Source organism: Tuberibacillus calidus DSM 17572 (genome assembly GCF_000430685.1).
GTDB classification, from domain to species: Bacteria; Bacillota; Bacilli; order Bacillales; family Sporolactobacillaceae; genus Tuberibacillus; species Tuberibacillus calidus.
Genome location: NZ_AUMM01000040.1, coordinates 15947 through 29438, shown reverse-complemented (window position 1 = coordinate 29438; position 13492 = coordinate 15947). Strand labels below are relative to the sequence as shown.

Here is a 13492-nt window from a genome sequence, read left to right as displayed (position 1 = left end):
CCTTCAAATGGTTTATCCATTGTGTCAGGGTTTGAAAGCCTTTGAGATCGTTCGTAAACACTAAGCGATTAGCTAGGTCAATGCCTCTAAAATCTTGCGCACGAGCGACATGTTTGTGTTTAGCGATATCAACACCGACGATCAATGTGTTCTCTGTGATTTGAGAGATTTTGCGATTTTGGTTATAATTCATGTATGAGTCCTCCTTGGTTCCTAAATTAGAGGTCAACATCCGTTGACACTCCGTACTATACCAAGAGGGCTCTATTTTTGTACAACCCGAAAAACCGCTATTTTGCCTCATTTTTCTTCAATACAGGAATGCTCCTTTTTACTTGGATTATAGCATAATCTCTCAATCAAAAAACAGTTGCTTTTATATGACGCGAAATGTTCTCCTTTTAAAAGAAAAAGGGTCGCGCCTTTCCCTTTACTTGGCACAGACCCTCAAACTTTAAGCGACCTAGCCGCTGAGTCGCTCAATGAGTTCACGAACGTGTTCGGCACTCCCAGTGACAATGAGTCGGTCACCAGTATGGAATTCTGTATCACCATGGGGAATAAGCGATTCGCCATTTCGATAAATCCGAATAATAATCGTATCACCGAGGAAAGGAAAGCGCCTTAAAGGAATCCCCGTGTATGCGCTGTTTTTCACTTCCACTTCATAGAGGCCATTTTCTTCCGCCATAAGTAAATTGACTGTCCCTGGTGACTGGATCATCGCCTTTAAAATCGTCTTGGTTGAAAAGAAGGACGAGAACACTTCGATCCCTAATTTGCGAAGTTCTTCAAGTAACGCTGGACTTTCAATTCGAGAAATGATGCGGTCGACCCCCGCTCCGTTGGCCGCTTTAGCAATCTCACCGTTCAGCTCATCATTTCCCGTTGAGACCACCAAAATATCCGCGTTAAAAACCCCCGCCTTCCTTAATGTTGCTGTTTGATAATCATCAAGCGCCAAAATGTCAAAATGAGAGTTGTCTCCGGCATCCATTTTGTCAAGCCTTCGATGATAAACGGCCGTTTCGTACCGGTGGGGATCCATCTCCAGTGACAGAGGCAAGGTCAGCTGGTTAGCCCCAAGGAACACGATTTTTTTCCTTTTATCGGCCTGTTTCGGAAACACGGCATTAAAAGCGACCGGCGTGATTAAACAGGTGACAACAGCTAATAAGATTAGGGCTGAAGACATCTGCGCATCGATCACATGGATCCTTTCCCCGACTTTTGCCGCAGCGACGATAAGGGATAATGTCGATGTCAGGATAAATCCGGAACCGATCACCGTCGGCCAATCAAACCACTTTTTCAATATCAAACTCGGCACCATCTTAGAGATGAGGAGCCCGATAAACAACAAAGGGATGAGCAAAAATACCCTTGGATCTTCGAATAGTTTCCATAGGTCTAAATCGACACCGACCATGACGAAAAAAATCGGAATAAGAAAACCATACCCGAAAGAGTCGAGTTTTTGCACCATTTCTTTATTAGGGGATAACAGTGAAACAAGAGCGCCGGCGATAAATGCACCTAGAATGTTTTCCGCACCAACCGTTTCGGAAATGCCAACGAGAACAATGATTAACGCAAAGACGGCACGTGTCCCAATTTGAAATGTCCCTTTTGATATCGATTCGATAAAGGACAGCTTTCGAAAGACCTTGCCAAAAAAATAGAGGATGACACCAGCTAAAACTAGGACAAGGAGAAGCCACGTGTTTCCGCCGGTCGGGTCATAAAAGGACACAAACACGGCGAGTAAAATCATGGTCACTAAGTCGGCAATAACCGTTATGAGTAAAATGATCTGCCCGATGCTCGTTTTCATTAAGTGCCTTTCTTTCAAGGTCGGCATGACGACGCCAAGGGAGATCGTCGAGATCACAAGTGTCATAAAAAAGGCGTTATCGACAAAATGAAGAGCTTTTAACCCTAATGAAAGGATATAGGACAGGATCAAAACGGCGCCAAAAACGATCGTTGATACCGCAAAGTTATTCGGCAGCTTTTTATCTCCAGCCTGCTTGCTCTTACTTGTAAAAACCGTAAAATCAATTTCGACGCCGCTCAAAAACATTAAAAAGATAAAACCAAGTGATGAAAGAATGTCGATCCAAGGCCCATGTTGCACTAAGTCCAATCCGGTTTTCCCAATGATTAAACCGACAATAATCTCGGCGACAACGACCGGAACCATTTTCAACCGCAGGCGGTTTAAAAGGATTGGTGTTAAAAATGCGGCCACGACGACAATAACGAGTGACATAAGTGATGCGTGCATGATCAACCTCCTAATCTTTAGCTGACGGTTAGGGGGTGAACTCATAGCCAATGCCATCAATGAGCACACCTAAAACGATTCTGAACCGATGTAAAAAAAGAGTTACCGTTTAGGTTAACGGAAGTGCTTTTGCTGCGCAAGGGGTTTGCTCATTTTGAAAAAACAATGTCATGTTTTTCATGCATCTCATTCAAAAAATCGTTAAGATAATGGCAATTGCTGTCAGTCTTATCATTTCCGTTTTCTTTCGCCACTCTTTGCGGTATGCTATAAGTTGGGCGTTTAGTTTAAAAACCAAAAAGTTTTCTAAAGGAATCGATCGGTCTATGAAAAATGATATCTTTTCCAAACTTGACTATACATTGATCTTTATTGTTTTTTTATTATTTTGCGCAAGTCTCATTGCCATTCACAGCGCACCACTTACTCCCGACCTTGAAGGGAGCCATTTTGTGTTGCGCCAATTTATGTGGTATGTGATTGGCACAGTGGTTGCCTTCGGTGTGTTTATCTTAGATTATGAACGCTTAAAAGCGTTAAGCTGGATTTTCTATGCGATTTTTTTGGTCCTTTTGCTCGGCCTTATGGCGGCCAAACACGGAATTCCAGTCCCCTTTGCCCATAAATCCCACGGGGCGTTCAGTTGGTATCAACTTCCAGCAGTCGGCCAAATCCAGCCTTCCGAGTTTATGAAAATCGTTTTAATTTTACTCATTGGGCGTCTTATTGTTGAACATCAGGAAAAGTGGATTGAGAAAACCGTTAAGGACGATTTCCGTTTGCTCGGAAAAATTTTTCTCGTCTCACTTCCACCTTTAGGACTGGTGCTTTTGCAACCTGACCTTGGCACCGCCCTTGTTTTGATGGCGATCATCGCATCGATGATTTTGGTCTCTGGCATTCGTTGGCGGATCATTTTCGGGCTGTTAGCAGCAGGTATTTTAGGGATTGTCCTCCTAGTTTTAGATTATTTTTACACAAAGTTAGTCGTCAATATTGTCCTAGCAGAACACCAATTGGAACGCTTTTACGGTTGGCTTGACCCATATAAACATTCAAATAACGAAGGCTTCCAGCTCATCAATTCATTAAATGCCGTTGGAAGTGGCAAGCTCTATGGCGTTGGGCCCGGTAACCAAAACATCTCTTTACCAGAGAGCTACAATGACTTTGTGTTTTCCGTCATTTGTAACGCATTTGGCTTCGTTGGGGCAAGCCTGCTCATTGCTTTGTTCTTTTTACTTATTTACCGGATCATTTATTCTGCCATTAAGACCCACGATCCTTATGGGGCCTATTTGTGCACCGGCATTACCGGCATGTTGACATTTACAATTTTCCAAAACATCGGGATGACCATTCAAGTGATGCCGATCACCGGGATCCCCCTACCGTTCATCAGTTACGGGGGCAGTTCATTATTAAGCAATATGATCGCCATCGGCATTGTCTTATCAGTTCAAGCGCAAACACGTAAATATATGTTTAGTTAGCCAGATTCACACCTCAACACGAAAACACCGCACCTATCCGCGGTGTTTTTTTTATGAGGTTGACTTTTAAAAACGACGAAAATATAACTTTGGCTTATTGTCCATTGGCCTTAGTCGGCTTTTATCTGCCATTTTGACTTGAATCCCTTTGCAAAATGGTATTTGACTTGATATTTTTGGAAAATCAGCACCTATTCAAGCTGCTTTTTCCCAGTTTCTGTATCCTATTTACCATTTTCAAATCACACGGGCTTCGAAATGGTCTTTTGAACTCCCCGATCTAGCAAAATAAATGCTATTTATAATAGGTATAGCGCTTATCCCCCATTTTCTCCATATGCGATTTTAAAACTCTTAGGATTCTTCGGGTGTTGATATCCAACTCCCCCCATTCTTTTATAGCCGTTACGGTAATTGTACGATGAGGATTCAAGAGTTTATATTCTTCAACTAATCGAAGGATAACATTTCTCAAATTCTCTAGGTGACCACATAAGGTGCATTTTAATTTTTGCCCCTGAATGCGCAAAGAAAAGGAATGGCATTTCGCGCAGGGCGTTCCCTTTTTTAAATCTTCATAAGTATACGACGGAATAAGTTTTTTATCGACATCCGAATTTCTAATATGGAATCCTGCCAATGTTTTCATTTTTTCAATCAAATGGGATGGTATTGATTCAAAAGCGGGGAACTTCTTCATATAAGCGGTCAGTTGGGTTGGGAGGATAATCGGGGCATTAGGATCAGCATTATATAACGTAAAACCTGGATACACAAAAACGACCCGGGATTCAATGGGAAGATTGATGTATAAACGGGTTAGCACTTGTCTTAATAATGATTCACTTCGCTTCAGTTGAATAAGAGGATTTTTTACTTCCACACCTGATTTAGAATACCATCGGTCGCCTTCTATGTAATATCCCTTCAAAATTTTTTACATCGTATAGGTAAATTCTATATGGTGACGCGAGTAGAGAGTCAATTTGGAATAAGTTACCGTTCCATTCAAGGAGGAGTCCGTTTAATTGTACATAAGTCGAAGCACCGGACTTTGTAATCAAATCATCGAAAAGACACTCACCGGCAAACCCCTTTTCATCATTCAAGAATTGACGCATCTCTTTATCAGAAAATGTCATTCGTGACTTTAGTAAGCGCCGTATGCGTAAATGCCTGGGCTCTTCTCGTGGTAATATGATCATAAAATCATCCTTTCTATGAAATGGGACTACTATAATAATATAAAATATTAGTAAAATATTGTAAATAATGCTTGGCATTTTGTAAAACAACGATGAGAAACGCATGATGGTATACTAATCTGAGATCCAAATCCCCCTACTTGATGGATATTTTGAAAAGGCTATGCCTGATGGAATAATAAACTGAGATTCATCACATTCCCAATACCACCCATAGGATTCATTGTGATGGAACGGTATACTAAAACATGAAGGCATCAAGCTTATTGGGAACTTGATGAGTATACAACGATGATCGTGATGGAAAGAGATACGCCACTGAAGAGGTGAACACGGTGAGATATGATGTGATTGGAGACATACATGGCTGTTTTGAGGAATGCCGCGAGCTCCTGATCCGGCTGGGTTATCAATGGGATGGCCATTGGCCCGTTCATCCCGAAGGCAGGGTGCCGGTGTTCATCGGCGATTTAACGGATCGCGGGCCAAATTCCGTAAAGGTGATTCAGCTCGTTACAGCGATGGTTTTTAATAGACTAGCGCTTTATGTTCCGGGAAACCATTGTGACAAACTCTACCGCTACATGAATGGGTCAAATGTGCAAATCAAGCATGGTCTGGAAACGACCGTGAAAGAGCTACAAGAGTTGGACGCTAAAGAACGGGCTCGCGTGATTCATGATTTTAAAAAGTTATATCAGGAGGCACCGCTTTACCTTACGCTAGATGACGGACACCTTTTGGTCGCTCACGCCGGCATCAAAGAAGCCTATATCGGCAAACACAATAAAAAAGTCAAGACGTTTGTCCTTTATGGTGACATTACCGGTGAAACCGATGAGACAGGCTTTCCGATTCGCCGCGATTGGGCGAAGCACTACCATGGCGCGGCTTGGGTCGTTTACGGACATACACCAGTTTCTGAACCGAGGGTTGTCGGGAGGACGATCAATATTGATACCGGCTGTGTATTTGGGGGTCAATTGACCGCTTTTCGTTGGCCGGAAAAAGAAACCGTATCCGTCCCATCCCGACAACCGTACATCGCAGAAAAATTCCGCCATTTCGATGACTAAGCGCCACCTAGAAAATTTCTTTAATTGTCGCAAGCGCCTGTAATAGCACCATACCAATCAGTGTTCGACAAGCCTTTTCATATCTTCAGGTAATGGTGCCGTAAACGTCATCGCTTCTTCCGTCACCGGATGGTATAAAAAGAGACGGCTTGCGTGGAGCGCTTGGCGCGAAATCGCTTCGCGGCTTCCGCCATAAAGATCGTCCCCAACAAGTGGGTGGCCGATATGTGAAAAATGCACGCGAATCTGATGGGTACGCCCCGTTTCTAGCCGTACAGCCGCAACCGAAAAAGCCTCTGTTTCTTTGATGACTTTATAGTGAGTGATGGCGGGGCGGCCATCGCTTCGCACGCATCGTTCAATGATGCTCTCTTCCTTCCGACCGATCGGGGCATCGATCACACCTTCATGCGTGTCCAAATGGCCATGGACGATGGCGATGTACTCCCGTGATAAGCGGTGCGCCTTCCGCATTTTCGTAAACATTTCATGGAAAAATCCGTGTTTGGCCACAAGGATTAAACCGGATGTGTCACGGTCAAGTCGCGTCACCATATGCGCAGTAGCCTCTACACCATGTTGTTTTAAATAAAAAAGCACGCCCCCTGCAAGCGACCTCTTCCAATCTTTTCTGGATGGAACGGTCTGAAGGCCGGCCGGCTTATTGATGACCATAAAAGCATCATCTTCATAAACGATGGAATAAGGCACGGGTTCAGCTAAAAGCCCGGCGCTTTCCTGCTCTTTCGGAAACGTTACAGTCACTTGGTCATTTTCTTCAATGACACGCCGAACGGTGACGGGGAGCCCATTGACCTCCAGATGGCCATCTCGTTTTATGGCGGTTACAGCCGCACGGGACAGGTTCATCTTTTCCCTTAAAAACTGCCGGAGCGGCTCGCCCGCATCATCCGCTCCGACTTTTTTTATCCAAACGAATTGTCCACTAAAAAGATGCAAACCTTCATTCATCTCTGGGACTCCTCTAATCACCGATAAAGGATTGCCGGACGCGGACCCAGAATGGAAAAGGCCGGAGCCGAGCAAACCGGACGCGTTCTTCAGCCACCCGGTATTGAATCGATTTAACATCCTTGTGGACGAGAAACAAATGATCAATCGTGATGTTGTAATCGACATCATTTACCGGCTTGATCACGCATGTATGATGTTCGGGCAAAACGAGCGGTGAGCCGATCGTCCGGAAGACGCGATTGTTAATCGAAGCCATTTCGGCGATTTGGATGGCGGATAAAGAGGGGTGTAAAATTGCACCGTTCAATGCCTTATTGTATGCGGTGCTCCCTGTCGGCGTGGAAATGCATAGACCATCACCCCGAAACGTTTCGAATTTATCGCCTTTAATAAAAACATCCACCACGAGTGATCCTTCTGTCGCTTTGATCGTACATTCATTAAGCGCAAGATAGCGTTTCTCCCGACCGCCGTCATTAAAGCGGACGATCACTTCCAACACGGGATATTGGACTACTTGAAATGGGGTTTTCGCCAGATGAATGACTAATTTTTCTACCTCATCTGGTGTCCAATCTGCATAAAAACCGAGGTGACCTGTATGGACGCCGACAAAAGCGGTTTCCGCCAATCGGTCCACATATTGATGGAAGGCATAGAGAAGCGTGCCATCGCCACCGATTGAAATAACAATATCCGGTTTTTTCTCATCATATACCAAATCAAACTCTGTTAAATAATGTGTTATTTGCCTTTTGATTTTGTCCGAGGTGGCATCTCCTTTAGAGATAATGGCGAATTTCATGGCATCACCTTCAGTTATTTTCATCATAAAAATCGACTTGCTTTTTCAATGCAAAATGTTTTTGAGCTTCCTGTACTTCACCGCGAATTTTCGACATCTCTTCATCAAGGAGAAAAGCGGCTTCGGCGGCCCGTTGAAGTCGCTCTTTAATATCCGCAGGAATACGGCCTTCATATTTATAATTCAACGAATGCTCGATGGTCGCCCAGAAATTCATCGCTAAAGTCCGAATTTGAATTTCCACTAATATTTTCCGCTCACCGCCGATGGTTTGTACCGGATAACTGACAACTAAATGATAAGAACGATAACCGCTTTCCTTTTTTTCCGTTATGTAATCGCGCTCTTCAAGGATGGTTAAATCCGTCCGCTTGCGAATCAGCTGAAGGACGGCCTTAATATCGTCAACGAACTGGCACATAATCCGCAAACCCGCGATATCCTGCATGCTGGTTTGCAACTGATTTAACGGAATGTTTTTCCGCCGGGCTTTATCCAAAATGCTCTTTACTGGTTTAACCCGTCCTGTGACAAATTCAATGGGCGAGTGTTCCGCGGTTTTTTCAAACTGCTCGCGATAGCCTCTAAGTTTTATTTTCAGTTCATCAACCGCCTGCTTATACGGTGCTAGGAAAAGATCCCAATCCAAGACTTACACCACCCTCTGAAACAAAACGTTTTGGGTTGTTTCCCCGTTTCCATTATGTCATAATTCAATTAAAGTTACCAATAGACACAGGTGTCGTCCATGCCGAAAGAAATTGAAATCGAATTTAAAAATATGTTGTCGGCTGAAGAATTCAGTCGTCTTCTTCAAGCTTTTCATCTTGACGAAGGGGATTTCACCCTTCAACATAATGATTATTTTGATACCCCTCTCTTTTCTTTAAAAGCACAGCACGCTGCTCTCAGAATAAGGGAGAAAGAGGGAAAATGCAAGCTAACACTCAAACAGCCGGGAGCTTTCGGTCTCATTGAAACCCACCAAAACATCCGACCTGATGAGGCCGAAGCGATTCGAAATGGGAGAGGCATTCCTGGCGGCGAAGTGCAAAACGCGCTCGCCGGATTAAACATTGATATGTCGCAACTAAAAATGCTCGGAAGGCTGTCGACCAAACGAGCCGAAATTCTTTATCGCGATGGCCGACTCGCTTTTGATCACAGCTTTTATGGAACGAAAGAGGATTATGAATTGGAATATGAAGCACCTGAAGCTATAGAAGGTGAAAAGACTTTTCTTGATTTATTGAATCGCTTTGGCATTCCCAAACGACCCACTGATAATAAAATTAAACGGTTGATGAATGAATTAAGCCATCTTTAGGAGGTCTGGCATATGGCCATGAATGTCCGGCTCGTGCAAAGCCTCATGCAACTTCAGGCGATGCGCAACCTATATGATTCCAATCCGAACCCAGAAAAAGCGGAAGATACGGGCGTCTTTTCCGCTATATTAGCCGAAATGCTTGGGCAAATCTCGAATCTTGAATCCTCACCGACCAATGACAACACGCTATCCTTAGGGACTCCCTTTGCCAACAATGTGACGGCTAAAGCCCCTACCACCTCAACACCAACTTACAAATCACAAGCATGGAGATCGGCCATCGATGAGGCGGCCGCAAAGTATGGAGTTGATCCTAAATTGATAAAGGCCGTCATCCAACATGAATCCAGCTTTAATCCAAACGACGTGAGTTCCTCGGGTGCCATCGGTTTGATGCAGCTCATGCCGCAAACAGCGCGATCGCTCGGGGTGAGTGATCCGTTTGATCCTAAGCAAAATATTGAAGGCGGTACAAAGTACCTAAAACAGCTGCTTGATGAATTTGGTCATAACGAAGCCTTGGCCCTTGCCGCTTATAACGCGGGACCGGCAAATGTAAAAAAATACAATGGCATTCCACCTTTCCCGGAAACCGAGCGTTATGTCCAAAAAGTGTTACAAACATATATGAGTTGAGCCGAGCGACTTTTGACGCTCGTTTTTTCTTTGCTAAAAAAAATCATCCAAAAAGGGCTGGACGTTGATTTGAAAATTTTTCTTGTTAGATGTCGATTATTTGCGGTTCGGGCATAAACGCTGATAGAATAAGGTTTAAGAATGTCAATGACATTTGTTTTTGGAGGCTTTTATGAAAAACAATATATTTGAAGATATCGGCGGTTTCGAAACCATTGATCGGCTCGTTCAAGCCTTTTATCAACGGATCGAAGAACATCCCGAGCTGCGCCAAATATTCCCTGAGGATCTCAGCGAAAGCGCGCGTAAACATAAAAAGTTTTTAACGCAATTTCTTGGCGGACCGCCATTGTATAATGAAGAATTCGGCCACCCGATGTTACGGGCGCGGCATTTGCGCTTCCCGATCGATGCCAAACTGCGCGATGCTTGGTTGGAAAGTATGAAAGATGCAATTGTGGATGCTTCAATCCAAGAACCGTGGGCCACGATCATTTTACAGCACCTTACCATGACGGCCCACCATATGCAAAACATTTATGATGACAAAGGCCGGTAAATGTCGCTTGAGAGGAGGATGAATGTGGATTGGCACAACTTCGGATCCGTATGCGAAGGCTCCTCAGAAGGCCAAACTTGCAGGATCATGAAAAAGCGGGAAAAAGAAGCAAAACCGCTGGAAATTTACATTTACATTGATCCCGTTCATCCGGAAAGTTGGACTTTGGACGGGATTGTGAAAAAACTTGTCATTGAATACGGTAATTATTTTACATTGCGCTATGTCATTTGCATTACGCAATATACAATGGAACTCGCCCAAGGTAAAAAGACAGCTAATCAAAAATCTAGTAAGGTCTCGGCACTTGCCGTCATAGAGGACCAACGGTTTCTCACCGATGAATCCCGGTCCCCCTATAGAGCGGCTCTTGCCATTAAAACGGCTGAATTGCAGGGGAAAAGTGCCGGCAAACGGTTTTTAAGACATTTTCATGAACGCTTGCATCTTGAACCCGAGCATATTCTGACAAACCGCGTGCTGCTCGACTGTGCCTCCCTTGCTAAACTTGATCTGGATGAATTCAAAAAAGACTTTTACTCCAAAAGCCCGATCACTGCCCTCTATTGCGACCAAAAGCTATCGGCAGAAATGGATGTTCAGGAATGTCCGACTTTAGTGTTGTTCAACATACGCGACGACCAAGAAGGGTTAAAAATTTCAGGGCATTATCCCTATCCAGTTTATGTTCAGCTTTTGACGGAAGCACTCGGACACCAACCGACGGCCGATGCCCCCCCGGAATTAATTGAATATATGAGGCGCTATCAATTTGCTGATACTGAAGAAATCGCCTTAATTTACGATATGAATGCGCAAGAGACACTGCGTGAAATGAAAAAATTAAAACTGAAGCAACAAGTAGAACCTGTGACGACGAAGGATGGCCTGTTTTGGCGCTATACGGGCGGCTAACCCCCTCAAGCATAATTCTTTTTCGGGGACATAAAAATAGTATCAAAAAATGAAAATAGCAACGGGGGTGCCGTCTTGCGGCCTTTTGCCATCATCCTTTCGCTTGCTGCCACGTTTTGCGCTTTTATTTTCTATATGCTCGGACTTATGCATCTTGAGCCACTTTTCATTAGCGGACCGGTCTTTTTCCTTTCCCTCTTGGTAACCGTTCGGTTGATTTTCCAGAGAAAAAACATCTTTCCCAAAAAAAGAGGTTAACCCACAGGGGGCTTTTGCTCATCCCCACCTAAGTAAAGGCATGATGGGTTGATAAGCTTTAGCCCCGGACTTTTGGGTCAACCTTTTTATATTTAACCAAATAGCAAGGCTTCCATATCATCCAGCACTTTTTCAAAATGGCGGCAGGCCTTTTCAATCGGTTCTGGCGTCGTCATGTCCACCCCGGCTTTCTTTAAAACCTCAATCGGATAATCGGAACTCCCCGCTTTTAAAAATTCTTTATAACGTTCAACGCTCGATGCACCCTCTTGCAAGATTTGTTGGGAGAGCGCTTGAGCGGCACTGTAACCCGTCGCGTATTGGTATACATAAAAATTGTTGTAAAAATGCGGGATGCGGGCCCATTCCATAGCGATTGCTTCATCGACGACCATCTCATCGCCAAAATACTTTTTATTCAGATCATAATAGATCGATGAAAAACTGTCGGCTGTTAATGCCTCACCATTCCACGCTTTTTCATGAGCGATTTGTTCAAATTCGGCAAACATCGTCTGCCGAAAGACCGTGCCACGGAAGCCTTCCAATTGGTGGTTCAATAAATATAATTTTTGTTGTTTATCATCGGTATGGTTATAGAGGTAATGGTTGAGCAACGCTTCATTACAAGTTGAAGCCACTTCGGCAACGAAAATGGAGTAGTTGGCGTATGGGTATGGCTGAGTTTTTCTCGTATAATAACTGTGCAGCGAGTGCCCGAGTTCATGAGCAAGTGTAAACACATCATTGATATCATCCGACCAATTCAGCAAGATGTAAGGCATGGTCCCATATGTACCGGAAGAATACGCCCCACTTCTTTTGTTCTTCGTTTCCCTCACATCTATCCAGCGATGGGTATATCCTTCGCGTATAATGTCAAGGTAGTCTTCCCCTAACGGCGCAAGCCCCTTGAGAACGATTTCCTTTGCTTCATCATAGGTCACTTTCATATCGACATCTTTCACAAGTGGGGTATAGAGATCATACATGTGTAATTCATCAAGATTTAAGGCTTTTTTTCGCAGGGCAACATACCGATGCAATAAGGGAAGATATTTATTGACGGTCGAGACGAGATGGTCATACACCTCAATCGGGATATTGTTTGAAGATAATGCTGCTTCCCGCGCGGAACCGTAATGGCGGATGCGCGCATAAAAATTATCTCTTTTAAACGCTGCGCTTAGAGTACTGGCAAACGTGTTTTTATATTTAGCGTATGTCCCAAACATCGCTTCAAACGCATCTTTGCGCACGCGGCGGTCTTGGCTTTTAATCAGCGAATGGTAGCGGCCATGCGTGACAGCCACCTCCTCGCCGTTTTCATTTTTTATTTTGGGAAATTCCAAATCGGCGTTATTCAACATGTTAAATGTTTGACTGGCGGCGTTCATCACTTCACTGGCTTGGGCGAGAAGCGCTTCTTTTTCTTCATCAAGAATGTGGGACCGCTCGCGGTTGATTTCGTCAATGGCATGACGGTACAGTTTTAGATGGTCATTTTCATCAATATATTTAAAAAGTAGAGTCTCATCAATGGTCAAAATTTCCGGAACAATAAACGATAACGCGCTTCCGACTTGAGAAGCAAGCCCACGCACCCGATCATATAACGCCTGATAAGTGGCATTCGCCGTATTTTCATCAGCCTTCATATGGGCATAAGCAAAAAGCTTATTTAGCGTCATCGTCAGTTCATCTTGTTTGTGCAAGCACTGATAAAGGGTCTCGGCGGATTCTCCGAGTTTTCCTTTAAAGCGAACGACTTCTGGAATAAGTTCCTTAACGCGCTGAAAATCCTTCTCCCACTCCTCTTTGCTTGGGTAAATCGCTTCAAGGTCCCATTTTTCTTTTTCATCGATTTCTTCGCGCGTTGGTAATGCTTTAGCATCTGGCATGTGGATCCCTCCTGAAATATTGCCGTTTCTCGTCAACTATTATGTTTCTAGC

At 44.0% G+C, this 13492-nt stretch carries 13 protein-coding genes and 1 pseudogene; 6 read left to right on the top strand and 8 right to left on the bottom strand.

From position 1 onward, the window contains the following. Together H532_RS20625 and H532_RS0110720 are read right to left on the bottom strand one after the other, a co-directional pair. Positions 1 to 193, bottom strand: a pseudogene (locus tag H532_RS20625) (IS110 family transposase); the annotation flags it as partial. 270 nt (positions 194 to 463) lie between these two features. Then, positions 464 to 2287 (bottom strand): monovalent cation:proton antiporter family protein, encoded by a 1824-nt coding sequence (locus tag H532_RS0110720; protein ID WP_245566451.1) that lies wholly within the window; start codon positions 2285 to 2287, stop codon positions 464 to 466. A gap of 326 nt (positions 2288 to 2613) precedes the next feature. Between H532_RS0110720 and H532_RS0110715 the strand changes: the two genes are divergently transcribed. After that, the gene (locus tag H532_RS0110715) at positions 2614 to 3780 is read left to right on the top strand and encodes an FtsW/RodA/SpoVE family cell cycle protein (protein WP_027725480.1); all 1167 of its coding nucleotides are present in this window, start codon (positions 2614 to 2616) and stop codon (positions 3778 to 3780) included. Positions 3781 to 4075: 295 nt separating this feature from the next. On the opposite strand, the gene H532_RS19620 is transcribed toward H532_RS0110715, so the two are convergent. Beyond that, on the bottom strand, positions 4076 to 4711 hold the full coding sequence (locus tag H532_RS19620) for a nuclease-related domain-containing protein (RefSeq protein ID WP_155995032.1): 636 nt from the start codon (positions 4709 to 4711) through the stop codon (positions 4076 to 4078). Then, positions 4671 to 4901: a nuclease-related domain-containing protein gene (locus tag H532_RS21090; RefSeq protein ID WP_425426267.1), complete on the bottom strand. Its 231-nt coding sequence runs from the start codon at positions 4899 to 4901 to the stop codon at positions 4671 to 4673. Before H532_RS21090 ends, H532_RS19620 begins: the two co-directional genes overlap by 41 nt. 419 nt (positions 4902 to 5320) lie before the next feature. Between H532_RS21090 and prpE the strand changes: the two genes are divergently transcribed. Next, positions 5321 to 6061 (top strand): bis(5'-nucleosyl)-tetraphosphatase PrpE, encoded by a 741-nt coding sequence (gene prpE / locus H532_RS0110705; protein ID WP_027725479.1) that lies wholly within the window; start codon positions 5321 to 5323, stop codon positions 6059 to 6061. 57 nt (positions 6062 to 6118) lie between these two features. Here prpE and H532_RS0110700 read toward each other — a convergent pair whose 3' ends face one another. The 3 genes from H532_RS0110700 to yjbM are packed head-to-tail and all read right to left on the bottom strand — an operon-like array spanning position 6119 to position 8490. Beyond that, positions 6119 to 7033 (bottom strand): RluA family pseudouridine synthase, encoded by a 915-nt coding sequence (locus H532_RS0110700; protein WP_081412427.1) that lies wholly within the window; start codon positions 7031 to 7033, stop codon positions 6119 to 6121. 13 nt (positions 7034 to 7046) lie between these two features. After that, on the bottom strand, positions 7047 to 7841 hold the full coding sequence (locus H532_RS0110695) for an NAD kinase (protein ID WP_027725477.1): 795 nt from the start codon (positions 7839 to 7841) through the stop codon (positions 7047 to 7049). Between the two features lie 10 nt (positions 7842 to 7851). Next, complete coding sequence (yjbM, locus tag H532_RS0110690) at positions 7852 to 8490, bottom strand: GTP diphosphokinase (protein ID WP_027725476.1); 639 nt, start codon at positions 8488 to 8490, stop codon at positions 7852 to 7854. A 99-nt stretch (positions 8491 to 8589) separates the two neighbouring features. On the opposite strand from yjbM, the gene H532_RS0110685 reads away from it, so the two are divergent. The 4 genes from H532_RS0110685 (at position 8590) to H532_RS0110670 (ending at position 11281) form a co-directional block, all read left to right on the top strand. Continuing rightward, positions 8590 to 9168: a CYTH domain-containing protein gene (locus tag H532_RS0110685; RefSeq protein ID WP_027725475.1), complete on the top strand. Its 579-nt coding sequence runs from the start codon at positions 8590 to 8592 to the stop codon at positions 9166 to 9168. An 18-nt stretch (positions 9169 to 9186) separates the two neighbouring features. Continuing rightward, entirely contained in the window at positions 9187 to 9807 is a 621-nt protein-coding gene (locus H532_RS0110680) for a lytic transglycosylase domain-containing protein (RefSeq protein ID WP_027725474.1), read from the top strand. Between the two features lie 172 nt (positions 9808 to 9979). Then, a complete protein-coding gene (locus H532_RS0110675; protein WP_027725473.1) occupies positions 9980 to 10366 on the top strand; it encodes a globin domain-containing protein in 387 nt (128 codons plus the stop codon). Positions 10367 to 10390: 24 nt separating this feature from the next. After that, a complete protein-coding gene (locus H532_RS0110670; protein WP_027725472.1) occupies positions 10391 to 11281 on the top strand; it encodes a DsbA family protein in 891 nt (296 codons plus the stop codon). Between the two features lie 350 nt (positions 11282 to 11631). Here H532_RS0110670 and pepF read toward each other — a convergent pair whose 3' ends face one another. Beyond that, positions 11632 to 13440 (bottom strand): oligoendopeptidase F, encoded by a 1809-nt coding sequence (pepF, locus tag H532_RS0110660; protein WP_027725471.1) that lies wholly within the window; start codon positions 13438 to 13440, stop codon positions 11632 to 11634. Between the last annotated feature and the right edge of the window lie 52 nt (positions 13441 to 13492).

Coding starts and splice junctions, on each gene's coding strand:
- H532_RS0110720 (WP_245566451.1), bottom strand. CDS start 2,287: ATGCACGCATCACTTATGTCACTCGTTATTGTCGTCGTGGCCGCATTT.
- H532_RS0110715 (WP_027725480.1), top strand. CDS start 2,614: ATGAAAAATGATATCTTTTCCAAACTTGACTATACATTGATCTTTATT.
- H532_RS21090 (WP_425426267.1), bottom strand. CDS start 4,901: ATGCGTCAATTCTTGAATGATGAAAAGGGGTTTGCCGGTGAGTGTCTT.
- H532_RS0110700 (WP_081412427.1), bottom strand. CDS start 7,033: ATGAATGAAGGTTTGCATCTTTTTAGTGGACAATTCGTTTGGATAAAA.
- H532_RS0110695 (WP_027725477.1), bottom strand. CDS start 7,841: ATGAAATTCGCCATTATCTCTAAAGGAGATGCCACCTCGGACAAAATC.
- H532_RS0110685 (WP_027725475.1), top strand. CDS start 8,590: ATGCCGAAAGAAATTGAAATCGAATTTAAAAATATGTTGTCGGCTGAA.
- H532_RS0110680 (WP_027725474.1), top strand. CDS start 9,187: ATGAATGTCCGGCTCGTGCAAAGCCTCATGCAACTTCAGGCGATGCGC.
- H532_RS0110675 (WP_027725473.1), top strand. CDS start 9,980: ATGAAAAACAATATATTTGAAGATATCGGCGGTTTCGAAACCATTGAT.
- pepF (WP_027725471.1), bottom strand. CDS start 13,440: ATGCCAGATGCTAAAGCATTACCAACGCGCGAAGAAATCGATGAAAAA.